The sequence below is a fragment of the Croceibacterium xixiisoli genome (assembly GCF_009827305.1).
Taxonomy (GTDB): Bacteria; Pseudomonadota; Alphaproteobacteria; order Sphingomonadales; family Sphingomonadaceae; genus Croceibacterium_C; species Croceibacterium_C xixiisoli.
The window spans coordinates 1,537,004-1,555,237 of record NZ_WTYJ01000001.1; the positions used below are offsets into that span (position 1 = coordinate 1,537,004).

The 18,234-nt window shown below is 63.4% G+C and carries 18 protein-coding genes and 1 tRNA gene; 12 read left to right on the forward strand and 7 right to left on the reverse strand.

What is annotated here, in order from left to right; translation table 11 throughout:
• Window positions 1-65 precede the first annotated feature (65 nt).
• Window positions 66-248, reverse strand: coding sequence for a Flp family type IVb pilin (locus GRI97_RS07345; RefSeq protein ID WP_161390397.1), 183 nt, complete (start codon window positions 246-248; stop codon window positions 66-68).
• 45 nt (window positions 249-293) lie between these two features.
• On the opposite strand from GRI97_RS07345, the gene GRI97_RS07350 reads away from it, so the two are divergent.
• Both GRI97_RS07350 and GRI97_RS07355 read left to right on the forward strand, forming a co-directional pair.
• Complete coding sequence (locus GRI97_RS07350) at window positions 294-761, forward strand: (deoxy)nucleoside triphosphate pyrophosphohydrolase (protein ID WP_235917637.1); 468 nt, start codon at window positions 294-296, stop codon at window positions 759-761.
• 30 nt (window positions 762-791) lie between these two features.
• A tRNA-Arg gene (locus GRI97_RS07355) sits at window positions 792-868 on the forward strand.
• A gap of 50 nt (window positions 869-918) precedes the next feature.
• Here the strand turns inward: GRI97_RS07355 and GRI97_RS07360 are convergent.
• Window positions 919-1,179 carry a hypothetical protein gene (locus GRI97_RS07360; RefSeq protein WP_161390398.1) on the reverse strand — a complete coding sequence of 87 codons (261 nt, stop codon included), beginning with the start codon at window positions 1,177-1,179 and terminating at the stop codon, window positions 919-921.
• Window positions 1,180-1,238: 59 nt separating this feature from the next.
• Between GRI97_RS07360 and GRI97_RS07365 the strand changes: the two genes are divergently transcribed.
• Window positions 1,239-2,978 (forward strand): dipeptidyl-peptidase 3 family protein, encoded by a 1,740-nt coding sequence (locus GRI97_RS07365; protein ID WP_161390399.1) that lies wholly within the window; start codon window positions 1,239-1,241, stop codon window positions 2,976-2,978.
• 401 nt (window positions 2,979-3,379) lie between these two features.
• Here the strand turns inward: GRI97_RS07365 and GRI97_RS07370 are convergent, their stop codons facing one another.
• From GRI97_RS07370 to GRI97_RS07380, 3 genes are all read right to left on the reverse strand, one after another.
• Window positions 3,380-5,194: a DUF885 domain-containing protein gene (locus GRI97_RS07370; protein WP_161390400.1), complete on the reverse strand. Its 1,815-nt coding sequence runs from the start codon at window positions 5,192-5,194 to the stop codon at window positions 3,380-3,382.
• 51 nt (window positions 5,195-5,245) lie between these two features.
• Entirely contained in the window at window positions 5,246-6,349 is a 1,104-nt protein-coding gene (locus tag GRI97_RS07375) for a branched-chain amino acid aminotransferase (protein WP_161390401.1), read from the reverse strand.
• Window positions 6,350-7,034: 685 nt separating this feature from the next.
• A complete protein-coding gene (locus GRI97_RS07380; RefSeq protein ID WP_161390402.1) occupies window positions 7,035-7,691 on the reverse strand; it encodes a hypothetical protein in 657 nt (218 codons plus the stop codon).
• A 219-nt stretch (window positions 7,692-7,910) separates the two neighbouring features.
• On the opposite strand from GRI97_RS07380, the gene GRI97_RS07385 reads away from it, so the two are divergent.
• From GRI97_RS07385 to GRI97_RS07425, 9 genes are all read left to right on the forward strand, one after another.
• A complete protein-coding gene (locus tag GRI97_RS07385; protein ID WP_161390403.1) occupies window positions 7,911-8,660 on the forward strand; it encodes a TlyA family RNA methyltransferase in 750 nt (249 codons plus the stop codon).
• Window positions 8,661-8,755: 95 nt separating this feature from the next.
• A complete protein-coding gene (locus GRI97_RS07390; RefSeq protein WP_161390404.1) occupies window positions 8,756-9,310 on the forward strand; it encodes a TspO/MBR family protein in 555 nt (184 codons plus the stop codon).
• A 69-nt stretch (window positions 9,311-9,379) separates the two neighbouring features.
• The gene (locus tag GRI97_RS07395; protein WP_161390405.1) at window positions 9,380-9,634 is read left to right on the forward strand and encodes an accessory factor UbiK family protein; all 255 of its coding nucleotides are present in this window, start codon (window positions 9,380-9,382) and stop codon (window positions 9,632-9,634) included.
• Window positions 9,635-9,691: 57 nt separating this feature from the next.
• On the forward strand, window positions 9,692-10,321 hold the full coding sequence (gene recO / locus GRI97_RS07400; RefSeq protein ID WP_161390406.1) for a DNA repair protein RecO: 630 nt from the start codon (window positions 9,692-9,694) through the stop codon (window positions 10,319-10,321).
• Window positions 10,318-11,376 (forward strand): 3-isopropylmalate dehydrogenase, encoded by a 1,059-nt coding sequence (gene leuB / locus GRI97_RS07405; RefSeq protein ID WP_161390407.1) that lies wholly within the window; start codon window positions 10,318-10,320, stop codon window positions 11,374-11,376. The genes recO and leuB overlap by 4 nt, the downstream gene beginning before the upstream one ends.
• 2 nt (window positions 11,377-11,378) lie before the next feature.
• Complete coding sequence (locus GRI97_RS07410; protein ID WP_161390408.1) at window positions 11,379-12,539, forward strand: glycosyltransferase; 1,161 nt, start codon at window positions 11,379-11,381, stop codon at window positions 12,537-12,539.
• Between the two features lie 51 nt (window positions 12,540-12,590).
• On the forward strand, window positions 12,591-13,028 hold the full coding sequence (locus GRI97_RS07415; protein WP_161390409.1) for a DUF1801 domain-containing protein: 438 nt from the start codon (window positions 12,591-12,593) through the stop codon (window positions 13,026-13,028).
• 74 nt (window positions 13,029-13,102) lie between these two features.
• On the forward strand, window positions 13,103-13,702 hold the full coding sequence (locus GRI97_RS07420; RefSeq protein WP_161390410.1) for a DUF1190 domain-containing protein: 600 nt from the start codon (window positions 13,103-13,105) through the stop codon (window positions 13,700-13,702).
• Between the two features lies 1 nt (window position 13,703).
• On the forward strand, window positions 13,704-14,855 hold the full coding sequence (locus tag GRI97_RS07425; protein WP_161390411.1) for a glutathionylspermidine synthase family protein: 1,152 nt from the start codon (window positions 13,704-13,706) through the stop codon (window positions 14,853-14,855).
• A 143-nt stretch (window positions 14,856-14,998) separates the two neighbouring features.
• On the opposite strand, the gene GRI97_RS07430 is transcribed toward GRI97_RS07425, so the two are convergent.
• Both GRI97_RS07430 and GRI97_RS07435 read right to left on the reverse strand, forming a co-directional pair.
• Window positions 14,999-16,183, reverse strand: coding sequence for a GIY-YIG nuclease family protein (locus GRI97_RS07430; protein WP_161390412.1), 1,185 nt, complete (start codon window positions 16,181-16,183; stop codon window positions 14,999-15,001).
• Window positions 16,173-18,209 (reverse strand): DEAD/DEAH box helicase, encoded by a 2,037-nt coding sequence (locus GRI97_RS07435; protein WP_161390413.1) that lies wholly within the window; start codon window positions 18,207-18,209, stop codon window positions 16,173-16,175. Before GRI97_RS07435 ends, GRI97_RS07430 begins: the two co-directional genes overlap by 11 nt.
• Window positions 18,210-18,234 lie beyond the last annotated feature (25 nt).

Here is an 18,234-nt window from a genome sequence, read left to right on the forward strand (position 1 = left end):
CCGGTCTGCTGCGTTTGCTGTGCTGCGGACAATCTGGGAAATAGTCCTCAATTCTTGATAATTCGCTAATCGGTTGAAGCTTTTACACTTGTCTCAACCCGGCCCCAGAACTTGATGTTTTCGTCGGCAACACCCTTCATCGCGCCAACAATCGCAATGACGACCAGGGAAACGATTAACCCGTACTCAATGGCCGTCCCCCCATGTTCATTGCGGGTCAGGCGGCGGATAAGCTTCGACAAATTCATACGGAACGCCCCTGCCTGGAAACTGCTCCGGCCTGCGGATTGTGTATGAACATTCCTAAGTATTGGTTGATGGAAGGGCTCCAGTTGCAAAAAAATCCGACAATTCTGTTGCTGGTCGTGGCTGCGGCCATCCGTCGTTCTGACGGCAGCCTGCTGTTGCAACAGCGCCCGGCGGGAAAACGGCACGGCGGTCTGTGGGAATTTCCGGGCGGCAAAGTTGAGTCGGGGGAGGTGCCGATGCAAGCCCTGCAGCGCGAAATTGTCGAGGAACTGGCCATCACCATCGATATCGCGGCGCTCCAACCCGCAGGATTCGCCGAAACGGCCGCCGAATCCGGTCATCCGGCGCTGTTGCTGATTCTCTATACGGCAGACAGCTGGTCCGGCGCGGTCACCCCATGTGAAGGCCAAGCATGGGGTTGGTTCACCCCGGCGGAGGCGGAAAGACTGGCGCTCGCCCCGATGGATCGCGCTTTGCTGAAAAAACTGACGGATCAGGGGTTGCCAAGCTGAAAATCCCTGCTATTTGGCCACCTCCAGAGCGCGCCCGTAGCTCAGCTGGATAGAGCACCAGACTACGAATCTGGGGGTCAGAGGTTCGAATCCTTTCGGGCGCGCCAATATTTCCCAAGTGGAAATGTTACCGCAGAGGCGGTTTAAACAGATGGACTTAAGAAACGCGGCCTTTGTGCCGCGTTTTCTTTTCCTGATTGTCATCCGCATGATCGGCATCCCGACATTTTCCTGAAATAGTCCTCGCAACATTCCCGCTGGCGAAGCCGGCAGCGTTGGATTTCATCCGCAGCCGATCGCTACAGCCAACCCCTTCACGCGGACGCTTCACGAGCTTGGAGCGGCGATCCGATTGCATCGGATCGCCGCTCCAATCCCTTTTCTTTGCCGCAATTTCCGAGCCAGCAGGTGATTCCACCTGCTTGGAAATTGCTCTAGGGAAGCGGTATCAGGTTTCACTTGTTACGGGACATCCCCATGGGCCGCTCTGCCACGCGCAATGCTTTTCTGCTGATCTCTTCCCCCATCGCGCTCGCACTGGCCGGCTGCGCCCAGACCGGGACGAACTTCGCCGCAACCGCCGCCAATCCGCCGCTGGCCGCGCCGCCCGCCTTTGACACGCCGATTGCGGCGGAACCCGCCGAATACAACGTCGCCGCCCAGCTTGCGAAAATGGCCGAAGTGCCGATGGCGCCCGACACATCCTATCTGACGGCGGAAGAACGGCAGGTGGTCAATCTGCTGATCAAGGCCTCCGATCTGATGAGCAAGATCTATCAGCATCAGCGCACGCCCGAATATGACACCATTCGCAGCGCGATAGAGCGCAACCGCCGCGCGGACCGCGATCAGCTGCTGCAGCTGTTCGATCGCAGCTTCGGCCCGTGGGATGAACTTGAAGATCACCACCCGTTCTGGGGCACAACTCCGATGCCGCTCGGCGCCGGCTTCTATCCAGCCGATCTGACGCGGGAGGAATTCGACACCTATCTCGCCGCTCATCCGGATCAGAAGCCGGCGCTGACCAGCCCCTATACGGTGGTGAAGCGCGATGGCGCGCGGCTGGTGACGGTGCCCTATTCGGTGGAATACCGCCAATGGCTGGAACCTGCGGCCGATCTCCTGCGCCAGGCATCCGCGATCACCACCAATCCCAGCCTCAAGCGCTTCCTGGCGCTGCGGGCGGACAGTTTCCTGTCGGATGATTATTTCGAAAGCGAGCTGGCCTGGATGGATCTGTCCGGCACCCCGATAGAGGTCGCGATCGGCCCCTATGAGGTCTATACGGATCGTCTGCTGGGGACCAAGACCGCGTTTGAAAGCTTCGTCACCCTGCGTGATCCGCAGGCCTCGGCCGCGCTGGACAAATACAAGAGCCATCTGCGCGCGATGGAACAGAACCTGCCGATCCCCGACGAACACAAGAATTTCCAGCGCGGCTTCGAAAGCCCGATCGCGGTCGCCGATCAGGTGCGCGGCGGGGGCGACAATGTCCCCGGTGTGCAGACCATCGCCTTCAACCTGCCCAATGACGAACGCGTGCGCGAAGCCAAGGGTGCGAAGAAGGTGATCCTGGCCAATGTGCTGGGCGCCAAATACGATCGCATCCTGCAGCCCATCGGCGCGCTGGTGCTGGCGCCGGATCAGGCGCGGCTGGTGGTGAAGAAATATATGGAACTGGAAACCCTGTTCCACGAACTGTCCCACAGCCTCGGGCCGGGCTCGATCACCGTCAACGGCCGCCAGACGACCGTGGGTGAAGAGCTGCGCGAAGAATATTCCGCGCTGGAAGAATCCAAGGCCGACATCATGGGCGTGTGGAACATCCTCTACATGATGGAACAGGGTGAACTGCCGATCGCGGAAAAGAGCCAGCTCTGGGCCACCTATTTCGCCGGCATCTTCCGCGCCATGCGCTTCGGCACCGGCGAAGCCCATGGCAAGGGCGCTGCGGCCCAATATGGCTGGCTCAAGGCCCATGGCGCCTTCGCCTGGAACGAAAACCTCGGCCGCTTCGTGATCGACGAGGCAAAGATGGAAACCGCGCTGCGCGATCTCCTGACCGAAGAACTGATGCTGCAGGCCCGGGGCGACTATGCCGGCACCCAGGCCTTCTTCGCCCGCTGGGCCGTTCTGGACGAACACGCCCAGGCCGCCATCGCCGCCATGGACGACATCCCGGTCGATATCGTCCCCATCTATCCCAACGGCGTGTAAGGGCAGGGCGCCCCCGCCAAATCGTCGCCCCGGCGCAGGCCGGGGCCGCTCTCAGCGAGGCACTACCCCCGAGTTCCCCAACCCAAATCACCAACACCCGCTCAGCCTGAGCCCGTCGAAGGCCATGCGCCCCACCTCAGCGGCAAAGGCAAACGCAGTGCCTGCCCTTCGACGAGCTCAGGGCGAGCGGATGTGGAGCAGGCCGCAAATTGCGGCAGGGTACCAGACGCAAAAAAAGACCGGAACGAACGATCCCCCAATCGTCGCCCCGGCGCAGGCCGGGGCCGCTGTCAGCGAGGCACTACGTCCCAATTCCCCTGGACCCCAAGCACCAAACCCCGCTCAGCCTGAGCTCGTCGAAGGCCACGCGCCCAACATCAGCGGCACCCTCAACGCGAACCTCACCGCCCCCGCTGCGCCGGCACAAACTGTTCCCTCACCGCCTGCGCCAGCAGATCCAGCGGCAGCAGCCCCTGGCCCACCACGAAATCATTGAACGCCATGCGATCGAACTTGTCGCCCAGCGCCAGCTCGGCTTCCATGCGGATATCCAGCAAGCGGCCATAACCATAGAAATAGCTGCCCGCCTGCCCCGGCATGCGGAAGGTGTAGCGATCCACTTCCTGCTTCACCATTGCGGGCGAAAACCGCGCCTCATCCCGCAGCACGCGTTCGGCCGTGGCGACATCGGTCAGCCCCAGGTTCAGCATCGGGTCCAGCATGGCCCGCGCCGCGCGCAGCAGCCGGTGCTGCAGCGCGATCAGCTGTCCCTCGACCGGCTCATGGGGCAGCATCTCGGCCTCGGTATACAGCGCCCAGCCTTCGGCATTGGTGCTGTTGAAGGCGTAGAGAATCCGCGCCTGGCTCACCCCGCGCTCCACCATCTGGGCGAATTGCAGCTCATGCCCCGGCCGCCCCTCATGCGCGCTCAGGGTCCAGGCGGCGGCAGCAAAGTTGAAATCGTCGAAGCCGGTGCTGTCGCTTGTGGCCGGCCCGGTGGTCAGCACGAACTGACCGCGCTCGCCGGTGTTGCCGATCAACCGGGGCGGCAGCATGTGCGGGGCCGGGCTGGCGGCATTTTCCGCCTCGCTGCCCAGCCGCATCAGCACCGGATAATCGGGCAGGGAGATGATCTTTTCCCGCCGGATCACCTCCTCCAGCTGCGCCAGCACCTGGGCATAGCGGGCTTCCAGCTGGTCCTGCGGAATGCGATCCTGTTTCAGCGCGGTGATCACGCTGGGGTAATCGCTGGTGGGCAGGCCCAGCTTGGCCGCCACCTGCGGGGCCAGCATCTCCATCTGCGCGCGCGTTTCATAAAACCCGCGCCGCGCCCGTTCGATCAGCTCCTGGGGCGGAATATCGATCCCCACCTGCCGCAGGCGGAACGCATAAAGCTCTTCCGGCAGCCGGAAACTGTCGCGCGCCAGCGGAACGATCGTGGCGCTTTCCCACTCGCCATATTCGGTCAGCTGGCGCTCCAGGGCATCCAGCGCTTCGGGCGCGGCAATGTCATATTTGGCGAACAGCTCGCGGATGCCGGCAATATAGGTCGGGATCTTGGGCAGCGTATCGTCCAGATCGCCGCGATAGGGGCCGATCTTGCCGTCCGCGCGGCTGTCGGCAAAGCGGGCCTTGGCCAGCTCCGTCAGCGGGGTGGTGCCGGGGTGGATGCCGGTATAGCGTTCCAGCAATTCCCTGGCTTTGGCCCGCCGTTCGGGCGCGACCTGATCGTCGAGCAGGCTGTTGATATTGCCGAAGATCATCTGCGGCACATCATACCAGTCCAGCATCAGCCGGTCGCTGATCTGCGTGCCGTCGATATCCTGCTGCAGCGATGCGATCAGGATCGCCAGATCCTGCTTCAGATTGGGGTCGGTTTCGCGCGCCAGCGCAGCCTTGAACTCGTCCTGCATGGCGCGCGACGCCGCGACATAGCGCTCCCCGATTTTGGGGCCGAGATCCATCGCCAGCCCGTCGAACTGTTCCAGTCCCGCCTGCGATGCGCCCTCGGGCTGGAACTGCGCCTGCATTTCCAGCAATTGCTGCGTGTATTGATTGCTGCGCGCGACCCAGTCCGCGCTGGCCGGGGAGGCCGCCGCACCGGCCACAGCACTGGTCGCATCGGTCGGCGCATCATGCGCTGCAACCGGGGCGGCGGCGATTATCACCGGCGCCAGGAATGATCCGGCCAGCAGGGCCCGGATGAAAGTGGTCATGAAACTGCCTCCTTATCCAGGCCGCCACGGGCCAGATGATACTATGTCGTCTCAGCCGAGCCGCTTGACCCAGCCATGGCGATCCTCGCCAGTGCCGCGCTGGATCGCTACCAGCTGTTCGCGCAGCTTGCTGGTCAGCTGGCCGGGGCCGCCGCTGCCGATCGTGAATTCGCCATCATGGCTGGCAACCTTGCCCACCGGGGTCACGACTGCCGCCGTGCCACAGGCAAAGGTTTCCACCAGCCGGCCGCTCTCGGCATCGGCTTTCCACTGGTCGATGCCATAACGTTCCTCCCGGATCGTCAGGCCGCTTTCCTGCGCCAGCGTCATCAGGCTGTTGCGGGTGATTCCGGGCAGGATCGTGCCAGACAGCGGCGGGGTGACGATCGACCCGTCATCGAACACGAAGAACAGGTTCATGCCGCCCAGTTCTTCGATCCAGCGATGTTCCGCTGCATCCAGGAACACGACCTGATCATGGCCGCGTTCTATGGCTTCTGCCTGCGGTACCAGGCTGGCGGCGTAATTGCCGCCGCATTTGGCCGCACCGGTGCCGCCGGGCGCGGCGCGGGTGTAATCGCGGCTGACCCAGATGGAGACGGCGGGGGCGCCGGACTTGAAATAATTGCCGGCCGGGCTGGCGATCACCAGGAACTTGTACCGCTTGGCCGGGCGGACGCCCAGAAACGCTTCGGATGCAAACATGAAGGGGCGCAGATACAGCGATCCGCCATCCACCTTGGGGAACCAGTCGGCATCGGTCAGCGCCAACTGCGTCACCGCATCGACAAACACGTCCTCAGGCAGTTCCGGCATGGCCAGACGGCGGGCGGAATCGTTGAAACGGCGGGCGTTTTCTTCCGGGCGGAACAGCGCCATCGTGCCATCGTTCAGGCGATAGGCCTTCAGCCCTTCGAAGATTTCCTGCGCATAATGCAGCACGGCCGCTGCCGGATCGAGCGCGATTGGCTGACGTGCGCCGATCACCGCCCGGTGCCAGCCCTTTTCCTCGCTCCAGTCGATCGACACCATGTGATCGGTGAACACCTTGCCGAAGCCGGGGTCGGCAATCAGGGCCTCGCGCTGCGCGGCGGGCAGCGGGGCGGGGTGGGGCAAGCGGGTGAGGGTGAGGCCGGGCTCGGCGAGACTCGCCATGATATCTGCGTTCCTTGATCTGTGTTGGAGGCGCTATTGAATGAAAATGTCGCCAATGCAATACAAATTGAAATTTTCAGTAAGTCATCGACGAAAACGCCGTCGGAATGATCTCTAGAGCAATTTCTAAGCAGGTGGAATGACCTGCTGACTCGGAAATTGCGGCAAACAAAGGGAAATAGAGCGGCGATCCGATGCAATCGGATCGAAAACCGCTCTATTCGCAGATGCCGAAAATGAGAAGGGCGGCTCCGCCTTTCGCGGAACCGCCCTTCGCATGGTCAGCGGCCGGAACTGCCGCCTACGGAGCCTCTATCGGCGAATGAAGAATTACCGATAATGCTCCGAGCGGGTCGTTACCGACCTCCCTGCTGAACCATGAGACATCGGTCACCTCCTTTCGCGCTAAGAAGCTGTGCCCCTCGCTTCACCGGGGGCAGAACCGCGTGGACCGCGGCTCCGAGAGAGATAATTGGTTTCGGCAGGCTCAAACACAAGTCTTGTATTTGATTTTTTCGCCGTCAGAATTGGTGTTTCGCGCTGCAGCAATTCTGTGCTCCGCAAACGCCCGAAAATCACCTGATCTGATTGCACGCGATGCAATCACGCGCAGGCGGCGCCAAAGCGCCGTCAGTCCCTCGGCACGAATACTGGAAGTCGCGCTGCCGCCCGGGCGCTGCGGCGCCTACCGGCAGTCTTCCACCACGCGGGTGACTTCGGGCCAGGCCGGCACATAGATCGGCGCTGTGCCGGGCACATCGATGGCAAACCGGCCCCGGGAAAAGGCCATGGCATCCAGCAGGCTGTCACCCGCCACCACCTGCGCGATGATCGCCGGGGTGTTGCCCTGGGCGGGCCCGGCGGCCAGCGTGCGCTCGGCGGTTTCGGTGCGGATCTGCATCGTCACCTGGTTGGTGGCGCGGCCGGCGCGGCCGATTTCCACCATGCCGGCGGCGCGGTTGCAACGCATGGTCAACAGCGCGCCGGTTTGCGGATTGCCGAACAGCGCCATGCCGCCACCCTGCGCCGCGCGATAGCTCCAGTCGCCCGGCGTCTGCGGCGCGTCCAGCCAATTGCTGACCGCAGCGGGCGGGGCCGGCGGCGGCAGCGCGGGCTGCTGCGGTGCAGGGGCTGGCTGCGGCGTGGTGGGGGCCGGGGTCGGCTGCGGCGCGCTCGGCACGCAGCCGCTGATCATCATGCCCGCCGCCAGGGCCATGGCCCCGGCGATATGGCGCAGCGATCGGGTCTGCCCGGATAACCTGTGTGCCGCGCATCCATCCCCGTTCAGCCGGTGGCCGGCGGGGGTGCGTGCTGTGAAATCCGGGCAGAACTTTGTGGTCAACGGCAAGACTCCAGAACGCGGGCGATACCGGCATGGCCGGGAGGATTGAGGCGGTCGGGCCCCGGCGCAGCTACGGAAGGAAGGGACGGGCAAAAATACATGTGCGCTCCTTCTGATCCCAACTGACCGCCCTGCGCAAGCCTGTTGGCCAAGCCTTGCCGACCAGCTGCCTCACAAACAGGGCTGGCCGGGGCGGGTTGTCGGCCTTATCTGCCCGATATGGCAGTGAAGAGACGGATCGATCAATTGCTCGTGGAACGCGGCCTCGCCGAAAGCCGTGCCCGCGCGCAAGCGCTGGTGATGGCAGGGCTGGTGTTCGTGGCAGAACGCCGGATAGACAAGCCCGGTCAACAGCTTGCAGAAGATTGCGTGCTGGAGGTGAAGGGGCGTGATCACCCCTGGGTCGGGCGCGGCGGGGTCAAGTTGGACCATGCGATCCGCCATTTCGGGCTTGATGCGACCGGCGCGGTCGCCATGGATATCGGCAGCTCGACCGGCGGGTTTACAGAGGTGCTGCTCAGCCATGGCGCCGATCATGTCTTTGCCGTCGATGTCGGCACCAATCAGCTGGCGTGGAAATTGCGCCAGAATCCGCGCGTCACTGTGCTCGAACAGACCAATGCCCGCGCGCTGACCCCGCAATTGATCGATCGCCCCTGCAATTGGGTCGTGTGCGACGCTTCCTTCATCGGCCTTTCCAAGGTGCTCGAAGTGCCGCTGCAACTCGCTGCTCCGCAGGCGCGGCTGGTGGCGCTGATCAAGCCGCAGTTCGAAGTGCGGCGGGAAGAAGTGGGCAAGGGCGGCATCATCCGCGATCCCGCGCTCCACACCCGCGTGTGTGACGAAGTGTGCGACTGGCTGACGGGCCTGGGCTGGGCGATCGACGATCTCGCCCCCAGTCCGATCACCGGCAGCGAGGGCAATGTGGAATTCCTCGTTTCCGCCAGTCGGCAGGCCGCCTCGACATAACCGGCCTTTCCCCGCGTGGGACAGGCGCTGATGGCAAGTTGCGCTGCAGCACGCGGCTCGTCACTATTGCGCCCGAATCGCGACCTGAGGAATCGATGAACCGTCTCGCAACACCGGCGCAACTTCGCGCGAGTTTTCTACGCTGGGCCCTGTTCGTCGTGCCGGCCGTCGTCCTGCTCGGCTATCTGTCGGGCACGCTGGCCGGCAGCTCGGGGGATAATCCCTGGTTCCAGATGCTGGAAAAACCGGCCACCTTCCCGCCGCCCGTCACCTTCGGCATCGTCTGGACTCTGCTCTATGCGATGATGGGCTTTGCCTTGGCCATGATCTGCGCCGCCTGGGGCGCGCGCTATCAATTGCCCGCGATCCTGGCCTTCTGCATCCAGCTGGCGCTGAATCTGGCCTGGTCGCCCACCTTCTTCGCCGCGCATCAGATCACGGGCGCACTGTTTATCCTGGTGCTGCTGGATCTGGCGGTGCTGTTGACCATGGTGCTGTTCTTCAAGGTGCGGCGTGCCGCCGGCCTGCTGCTGATCCCCTATCTGCTGTGGGTGCTGTTCGCCACGCTGCTTAACTGGCAGTTTCTCGATCTCAATCCCGATGCCGATGGCGCCACGCCCAGTGCAGCAGTGCAGCGGTTTGAAATCTGATTGCGGATCATCACCGGGATTTCATCAAATATTCTTGCTGAAATCCCCGCGCCGCACCAGATAGGGCCCATGCAAAGCGAAAACCCTCTGATCGCCGATTTCGTCAAGCTCGCCAACAGCGCTGCCGGCACCTTTGCCGGCATGACGCGGGAAGCGCGCGATGCTGGCCGCGAACGCCTGCGTGAAGCATTGGGCGGGCTGGATTTCGTCAGTCGCGAAGAATTCGACGCGGTCAAGGCCATGGCCAGCCGCGCCCGTGAAGACAGCGCCCAGCTGGAAGAACGCATCGCCGCACTCGAAGCAAAGCTTGCTGCCAGGGGCTGACGCCTGATCGGCCATTCTGTCTGACCGGTCGGCCTGGCTGATGGGCGGAACCCCGCCATGCAATTGCGCTGTCCTGCCATTCTGCTCGCCGCCCGCGCCCATGGCGAAACGGCGGTCATCGCCCGGCTGCTGACCGAAGATCACGGCGTCGTCGCCGCCTATGTCGCCGGCGGGCGTGGGCGCGCCCTGCGCCCGGTGGTGATTCCCGGCAATCGCGTCGAGTTGCAGCTGTCTGCGCGCAACGACAGCCAGCTGCCCTTCGCCAGGCTGGAACTGCTCGAAAGTCGCGCGCCCTGGTTGGCCGAACCGCTGCCGGCGGCCGCGATCAGCTGGGCCTGTGCCCTGACTGCCAGCGCGCTGCCCGAACGCCAGGCATTCCCGCCGCTGTTCTCCGCGCTCGATGCGCTGCTCACCGCGGTCTGCCACGCCCCTTCCGCACGCGGCTGGATCACGGCGCTGGTCGCTTATGAAATCCTGCTGCTGCGGGAATTGGGCTATGGGGCTCATGCGCTGTCAGGCGGGGGCAGGGCGCTCTCCGGCGTCACCGCGCGCGATTTTACCGAAAATCTTGCCGCGCTGGATGATTTGCGCCCCGCTTTGACGCGTTACCTGCTTGCCGAGCGGCACGGCGATGTTATGGCCGCCCGCTCCCGACTTAGAGAATTGCTTGGACGGATCGTGGAATGAAGATTGCTTGTCTTGCCGGTGACGGAATTGGCCCCGAAATCATGGCCGAAGCGCGCAAGGTGCTCGATGCGCTGGCGCTCGATGGCGTGATCGTCGAAGATGCCGATGTGGGCGGTGCCGGCTATCACAAGCACGGCCATCCGCTGCCGCCGGCAACGCTGGAACTGGCAAAATCCGCCGATGCCGTGCTGTTCGGCGCCGTGGGCGATCCCAGCTGCGACAATCTGGAACGCCACCTGCGCCCCGAACAGGCCATTCTCGGCCTGCGCCAGGCGCTGACGCTGTTCGCCAATCTGCGCCCGGCAACCATGTTCCCCGGCCTCGAAGATCTGTCCGCCCTGCGCCCGGAAGTCGCGCGGGAGATTGATCTGCTGATCGTGCGCGAACTGAATGGTGACGTCTATTTCGGCGAAAAGGCGATCCGCCGGCTCGACGATGGCCGCCGCCAGGGCTTCGATCTGATGTCCTATGCCGAAGACGAAGTGCGCCGCATCGCCCATGTCGCGTTCCGCGCGGCACAGGGTCGCGGTGGCCGGCTGTGCAGCGTGGACAAGGCCAATGTGCTGGAAACCAGCCAGCTCTGGCGCGATGTCGTGGTGGAGGTTTCGGCCGAATATCCCGACGTCGAACTCAGCCACATGTATGTCGACAATGCCGCGATGCAGCTGGTCCGCAATCCCGGCCAGTTCGATGTCGTCGTCACCGGCAATCTGTTCGGCGATATCCTGTCCGATCAGGCCAGCATGTGCGTCGGCTCGATCGGCCTGCTCGCCAGCGCCTCGCTCGGCGAAACGCAGACGGCCTATGGCACCAAAGGCCTGTATGAACCGATCCACGGCAGCGCGCCGGATATCGCCGGGCAGGGCAAGGCCAATCCGCTGGCCATGATCCTCAGCCTTGCGATGATGCTGCGCCACTCCTTCTCGCTGGAGGCGGAAGCCGCGCGGATCGAAGCTGCCGTGGCCAAAACGCTCGCAGACGGCATCAAGGGCGCTGATCTGGGCGGCAGTGCCGGCACCGCCGAAATCGGCGACGCCGTGCTCGCGCGCCTCTGAACATGGCGGAAGCTGCGGCAGATCAGATAAGCGCCGCCGCCGCACGGCCGCTGGAACTGGCGATCGTCTTGCCCACGCTCAATGAGCGGGGCAATATCGCGCCCATGGTCGCCCGGCTCGAAGCCGCGCTGCAGGGCATCGCCTGGGAAGCGATCTTCGTCGACGACAACAGCCGCGATGGCACCGCCGACGCTGGCCGCGACATCGGCCGCACCGATCCGCGCATCCGCGTGATCCAGCGGATCGGCCGCCGGGGCCTCGCCAGCGCCGCGATAGAGGGCATGTGCGCCACCTCCGCGCCGATCGTCGCGGTGATGGACGCCGACCATCAGCATGATCCCGCGCTGCTGCCGGGCATGCTCGATGCGATCCGCTCGGGCCAATATGATCTCGCCTATGCCAGCCGCTTTGCGGAAGGCGCGAGCATGGAACAATGGAACCGCCCCGATCGCGAAAAGGCCTCCAGCATGGCCAATGCGCTGGCCCGCAAGGTGACGGGCGTGGATCTCAGCGATCCGATGAGCGGCTATTTCATGCTGCGCGCGGAAACCCTGCGCGCCAATGCCGGCAAGCTTTCCGGGATCGGCTTCAAGATCCTGCTCGATATTCTCGCCACGGTGGAAACGCCGATGCGGGTGAAGGAATTCCCGCTCAATTTTGCCGCGCGCGCGGAAGGGGAAAGCAAGTTGGACCGCACCGTGGTGTTCGAATTCCTCGTCGGCCTCTATGACAAATGGCTCGGCCGCATCATCCCCACCCGTTTCGCGCTGTTCGGCACGATCGGCGCCCTGGGCGTGGTCGTGCATATGGCTGTGCTCTCCGCCTGGCTGGCCGCCTTCGGGGGCACGCTGCGCGATCAGCTGATCACCGATTTCGAAATCGGCCAGACCCTCGCCGCCATGGTGGCAATGACCTTCAACTTCTTCCTCAACAACTGGCTGACCTATGCGGACAAGCGCCTCACCGGCACCGGCCGTCTGTTGCAGGGCTGGGCCAAGTTCGCGCTCACCTGCTCGGTCGGGCTGCTCGCCAATGTCGGCGCGGCGGCGCTGCTGGTCCGCTTCGGCTTCCACGAATATCCTGCCGCGCTGATCGGCATCGCCATCGGCTCGGTCTGGAACTTCGCCCTCTCCAGCCGCTTCGTCTGGGGCCGCTTCAGCTGATCCATTGATCGCGCTTCCGGGCATGCTACCCTTCCAGTGAAGGAGAATGGCATGCCCGGCAAGGCTGACGATACGGATCAAAAGACGCCAAAACTGCTGTCCGGCGGCAATCCGCAGATCCCCAAGGGCGATGGCGATGCGCCGGTGCAGGCCTATATCGCCGCCATGCCCGGCTGGAAAAGCGCCACCGGCCGCCGGATCGATGCAATTATCAGCCAGGCCCTGCCCGATGTGCGCAAGGCGGTGAAATGGAACACGCCTTTCTATGGTGCCGCGGATCAGCCGGGTTGGTTCCTCAGCTTCCATTGCTTCGATCGCTACATCAAGCTCGGCTTCCTGACCGGCACCAGCCTCGATCCCGAACCGCCGATTTCTTCCAAAGTGCCCAATGTGCGCTATTGGCATTTGCACGAAGCCGATGAGTGGGAGGATGCGCAACTGGCGGACTGGGTGCTGCAGGCCAGCCGCATTCCGGGGCAAAAACTTTAGGATTTCCGTGCTACGGACACGCCGGATCGGGTGAATCGCCCGACCGGGGCCTATCAGGGGGAAGAATTTCAGCCATGTCTGCGAGCAAACCGTCGCGCCGTTTCCTGTCCGGCATGCCTCCCCGCCTGGTGCTGGGCAGCATCGCCGCCGCCAGCCTCGCGGGCTGCAGCAGTCAGGCGTCGGATCTGCCGGCTGAAGATGTGCAGTTCACCACCCTGGCCGAATGCACCGCCGCCGGTTTCGACGAGCAGCTGTGCAAAGGCGCACGCAGCACTGCGGAGCAGGAACACGCCGCCGCCGCGCCCCAATTCGCCAGCCAGGCAGAGTGCGAGGCCGAATGGGGCCAGCACAAATGCGAAACCGCCCCCCAAACCGAAACCGCGCAACAGGCCACCAGCGGCGGCACGGGTTTCTTCGTGCCCTTCATGGCCGGCTTCGTCCTGTCGCGGATGATGCAGCAGAGTTTCAACCGCGATGGCCGCGTGCCTTCCTATGCCGCCGGCGGCGCCAATGGTGGCGGCCCGGTCTATCGCGATCGCGCCGGTTCAACCGTGGCCATGTCGCGCCAGGGCGGCAAGACCATGCTCAAGCCAGTCAATGTCAACACAGCCACCGCCGCGCGCGGCGGTTTCGGCAGAAGTGAATCGAGCAGCAGCGCCAGCTTCGGCGGCTGAGATGCAGCGTTTCCTCGTCCCGGAACGGCCCAACTGGCGCGACCACGCGCGTGACGCCGGCTTCGGCTTCCACGAAATGTATGGTCAGCCCTATTGGCAGGAAGGCGCCGCCTACGCCTTCACGCTGGACCAGATAGAGCGCGACATCGAAGACCCCAGCGCCCAGCTGCATGACATGTGCCTGGATCTGGTCGCCGATGTCGTGAACCGCGAAGACCAGCTCCACCGGCTGCATATTCCGGAGGCGCATTTCGATCTGCTGCGGGACAGCTGGAACCAGGGCGACCGCCATCTCTATGGCCGGTTCGATCTCGCTTATGACGGCACCGGTCCGGCCAAGCTGCTGGAATACAATGCCGATACGCCGACCTCGATTTTCGAAGCCGCCTGGTTTCAGCATTACTGGCTGACGGACAATATCGACGCCGGCGTGCTCCCGGCCGGCACGGACCAGTTCAACCTGTTGCAGGAAAGCCTGGTCGAAGCCTTCGCCGCCTTCCCGCGTGACCGGATTTTCCACTTCGCCTGCTGGATGGCGAATGAGGAAGATCGCGGCAGCACCACCTATCTGATGGATTGCGCGATACAGGCCGGGCACCAGGCCGAACTGATCGATATCGGCGCCATCGGCATCGATCCGCACGGTCGCTTCACCGATCTGCAGGACCGCAGCATCGATCGCTGTTTCAAGCTCTATCCCTGGGAAGACATGCTGCGCGAAGATTTCGCCCGGCACCTGCGCCCCGGCGTCTTCGTCGAGCCGGTGTGGAAGGCGATCCTGTCGAACAAGGCGATGCTGCCGCTGCTGTGGGAACGGCACAGGGGCCACCCCAATCTGCTGCGCTGCCATTTCGAAGGCGATCCACTGGCCGCCGACATGGACCGTGCCGTGGCCAAGCCGATCTTCTCCCGCGAAGGGGAAAACATTCAGCTGCTCGACGGCGGCCAGGTGGTCGAACAGGCCCCCGGCGCCTACGCCCACCATCCGCGCGTGATCCAGGCCTATGCCTCGCTGTTCGAAACCGACGGCCAGCACGCCGTGCTCGGCAGCTGGATCATCGGCGACCGCGCCGCGGGCCTCGGCATACGTGAAGACAGCACCCGCATCACCCGCAACCTCTCCCGCTTCGTACCCCATGTGATCGTGGGGTAGGGGCGTTCGTCATTGGGGCGCCACCCTTACATCTCCATTCCCAAACCCCCCTTCGTCTTTCCCGCGAAGGCGGGAATCCAGCCAGCGCGACGAACCGTAATGCTCACCATTCGCGCCCGATCACCCCAATTCAGCCTCCACCATCACCCCCTCTGCACCAATTGCGCAGTCGCCGGATCATAGACATAATCCGTAATCGTGCCGTCCCTGATCCGCGCCACCGCATCGTCCACCGCAAAACGCGGCACCAGAAACCATTCGCGCGGCACGATCGGATTGCCGAAGCGATCCTTGATCTCGATATCCAACTGCGCCGGCGCAAATATCCGGTGGATCAGGTTTTCCAGCTTCACGCGGTTGATGTTGTACAGCGTATAGGTGGCAACGATCTCGACATCCGCCATCAGGAATGTCGGGTCCAGCCGGGCATTGGCGATGCGTCGCGTCACGTCGCCGCCGGTTACCCCGATCTTGTGCAGCACCTCCCGATTTGCCGCGACGATGGGATTGTCGGACTTGCTGCGCAGCACATAGATCGTGCCACTGGCAAGATCGTCAGCCTCGTTTGCGCTGGCGAACAGCGGCCCGGCGTTCGGCTCGGACACGCGGCGGCTGGCATCATCCTTGTACAGTGCGCGTTGCAGCGAACGGAGCAAAAGGTTGCTCTCGGTGCCGTTGGAATAGATGACGCGCAGCCGTGCATCGTCCTCGCCGTTGGGCGCCTTGAAGGTTTCGCCCACCTCGGCGACATAGGCGGTCTGGCCGCCAAGGATGAAAAACTCGCCTTCCCGGATATCGGTTTTCAGGAAACCGGCATCCTTGCGGATGGGCTGCGTGATACGCGCCCCACTGTTGAGATCGGCCTGCACCGCGGTGAACAGCGGCTTGAAGCGGTCGAAGTCCTCGCACGGCTCGCGGTTGGCGATTTCCTCTGCGGCGCGCTTTTCGGCAGTGGTGCGGACATAACGAAGCTCGGTAATGTCGCTTTCGCCAAAGCCTTCCAGTTCGGCGGCAAGATCGTCCTCGCTCATTTCCGTAAGCGGTGCACCTCTGCCTGAAAGCAGCCCCTGGCGATCCAGCGGCGTGAGAATGGCCAGGCAATCCTCCTGCTCGCGCAGGCGGTCCAACCGCACGGCATAGAGCCGCTCGAAAATGTCGTTGTCCTCGCCATGACGGGGAGCATGGCCGTGTTTATCCACGAACCGCTGCACTTCTTCGAAGCCGGCGATGATGCGCTCTTCGCGCGGGGTTCGCCCAAGTTTCGCTTCGGGCGGAGCGAAATCCGCAAGCTCGGCGGCAAGCTCGTCAAGATTGAGGTCACGCGCCATAACGGCCCTCTTTCCTGAAGCGCATGAAGGCGGCGGCGCCTTCGGCCATCTGCTTTTCCCATGGATCGCTGGCGGTCAGGGAGGGCAGACGCCCCCGCTCCTTCTTGAACCGGACAGCGCGATCGGCGTATTCAGCGGCATCTTCCGGCGAAAAGCTGGTCCGCTTGGCCGCGATGGCGGCGGCAACCTGTTTCAGGCGATCCTCGCTCATCGTCTTGGCCAGGATCGCATAGGCTTCCTGAAACGGATTGATGCGGTCGATCAGGTCGATGTCGAGTTCGCGCACGTCCATCGCGAATTTTCGCACGCCGTCGATCAGCGCGGTGTTGCCGCTGGGCTCGCCGGCGACGATGCGTGCGGCCTGCTGGGTGAGATTGAGCGCGGCGATGGCGTGCTGGCGCACAGCCTCCTGATCCTGCTCATTCAGTTCGGGATATTTGTCCTTGATGATCTTGCCCATGCGCAGCTGGGTCAGTTCCTCCGGCACCAGTTCCTCATCGAACAGGCCGCGCTCCATCGTCACCTTGTCCTGCACGAAGCTGGCGATCACCTCGTTCAAATCCTCGCGACAGATGCGGTTGGCTTCGGGAGATTTCGGTTCGTTGAGGCCCTTGATCTCGATCTGGAAAACGCCGCGCTCCTCATGGAAGCCGACATTGCACTTCTCTGGATCATAGCCGTCCGGCCCATAGTCGAAGTCCGGCGCGGCGACATTGGTCGGATTTTTGGGCTTAAACTCGAAGCGGGGGGCCAGCACCTGCTCCATCAGCAGGCTGGCGGCAATGGCCTTGAGCGTATCGTTCACCGCCTCCGTCACCGCGCTTTCGGAAGCATCCGGCTCGGCGATCAGATTGGTAAAGCGGGCATGGGTCTTGCCTGGCGCATCGCGGGTGGCACGGCCGATGATCTGGACGATCTCGGTCAGGCTGGCGCGATAGCCGACGGTCAGCGCGTGTTCGCACCAGATCCAGTCGAAACCTTCCTTCGCCATGCCCAGCGCGATGATGATGTCCACATTGTCGCGGTTGTTCTTCTGCGCCGGGTCTTTGAGCGCGGCGAGAACGCGGGCGCGCTTGTTGGCGTCGTCGTCCACCAGATCGGCAATGCGCAAGGTCTTGCCAGCTGCCGTCTTCACCAATTGGAAGCCGGTGGCCTCGTCCACGCCCTCCCAGCTGCCCAGGGCGTCAAGGATGTGGTTCACCTCCTTGATCTTGTCCTTGGTGCTTTCGCGCGAATTGACGCTGGGAATGTGGATGATGGTTTTCTCATCCGGGTCCAGCACGGCCAGGATGTCGTCGGCATAGGCGCCCGAATAGAAGAAATAGCCGATATTCAGTTGCTTCAGCCATTCGTAGCCGTTCAACTGCTCATAGTAAGTGTAAGTGACGCTATCGAATTTTGCCTCGTCGCCGGGGGACAGCACAGCCTCGGCATCACCCCGGAAGTAGCTTCCGGTCATGGCGACGACATGTACCTTGTCCCGCGCGATGAACTCGGCGAGGTGCTGGCCCAGCCTGTTGTCCGGGTTGGCGGAAACGTGGTGGAACTCGTCCACCGCGATCAGCCGATCATCGAAGGCTTCAACGCCAAATCTGTCCACCGCGAAACGGAACGTGGCATGGGTGCAGACCAGCACTGTGTCGTCGCTGTCGAGGAAGGCCCCGACGCTGTTGACCTTGCCGCCATCCTCGCCCGGCGCATTGCAGAGGTTCCACTTCGGGGTGACGACCCAATCGGCCCAAAATCCGTATGTGCTCAGCGGCTCATCGGCGAAGCTCGCGCCGATGCTCTTTTCCGGCACGACGATGATCGCCTGCCGCAGACCTTGGTTCGCCAGCTTGTCGAGCGCGATGAACATGAGCGCGCGGCTTTTGCCAGACGCTGGCGGGGATTTGATCAGCAGATATTGCTCGCCGCGCTTCTCATAGGCGCGCTCCTGCATGGCGCGCATGCCGAGCGAATTGGCCTTGGTGGATGCGCCGCTCTGGGCATAGGAAACCGAAACACCCGGCACCGATTTTGTCATTGCCAATCCCACCCGTTCAAAACCC

Coding starts and splice junctions, on each gene's coding strand:
- GRI97_RS07415 (WP_161390409.1), top strand. CDS start 12,591: ATGCCCGGCAAGGCTGACGATACGGATCAAAAGACGCCAAAACTGCTG.
- GRI97_RS07410 (WP_161390408.1), top strand. CDS start 11,379: ATGGCGGAAGCTGCGGCAGATCAGATAAGCGCCGCCGCCGCACGGCCG.
- GRI97_RS07365 (WP_161390399.1), top strand. CDS start 1,239: ATGGGCCGCTCTGCCACGCGCAATGCTTTTCTGCTGATCTCTTCCCCC.
- GRI97_RS07390 (WP_161390404.1), top strand. CDS start 8,756: ATGAACCGTCTCGCAACACCGGCGCAACTTCGCGCGAGTTTTCTACGC.
- GRI97_RS07370 (WP_161390400.1), bottom strand. CDS start 5,194: ATGACCACTTTCATCCGGGCCCTGCTGGCCGGATCATTCCTGGCGCCG.
- GRI97_RS07375 (WP_161390401.1), bottom strand. CDS start 6,349: ATGGCGAGTCTCGCCGAGCCCGGCCTCACCCTCACCCGCTTGCCCCAC.
- GRI97_RS07385 (WP_161390403.1), top strand. CDS start 7,911: ATGGCAGTGAAGAGACGGATCGATCAATTGCTCGTGGAACGCGGCCTC.
- GRI97_RS07395 (WP_161390405.1), top strand. CDS start 9,380: ATGCAAAGCGAAAACCCTCTGATCGCCGATTTCGTCAAGCTCGCCAAC.
- GRI97_RS07425 (WP_161390411.1), top strand. CDS start 13,704: ATGCAGCGTTTCCTCGTCCCGGAACGGCCCAACTGGCGCGACCACGCG.
- GRI97_RS07350 (WP_235917637.1), top strand. CDS start 294: ATGAACATTCCTAAGTATTGGTTGATGGAAGGGCTCCAGTTGCAAAAA.
- recO (WP_161390406.1), top strand. CDS start 9,692: ATGCAATTGCGCTGTCCTGCCATTCTGCTCGCCGCCCGCGCCCATGGC.
- GRI97_RS07420 (WP_161390410.1), top strand. CDS start 13,103: ATGTCTGCGAGCAAACCGTCGCGCCGTTTCCTGTCCGGCATGCCTCCC.
- leuB (WP_161390407.1), top strand. CDS start 10,318: ATGAAGATTGCTTGTCTTGCCGGTGACGGAATTGGCCCCGAAATCATG.
- GRI97_RS07435 (WP_161390413.1), bottom strand. CDS start 18,209: ATGACAAAATCGGTGCCGGGTGTTTCGGTTTCCTATGCCCAGAGCGGC.
- GRI97_RS07345 (WP_161390397.1), bottom strand. CDS start 248: ATGAATTTGTCGAAGCTTATCCGCCGCCTGACCCGCAATGAACATGGG.
- GRI97_RS07430 (WP_161390412.1), bottom strand. CDS start 16,183: ATGGCGCGTGACCTCAATCTTGACGAGCTTGCCGCCGAGCTTGCGGAT.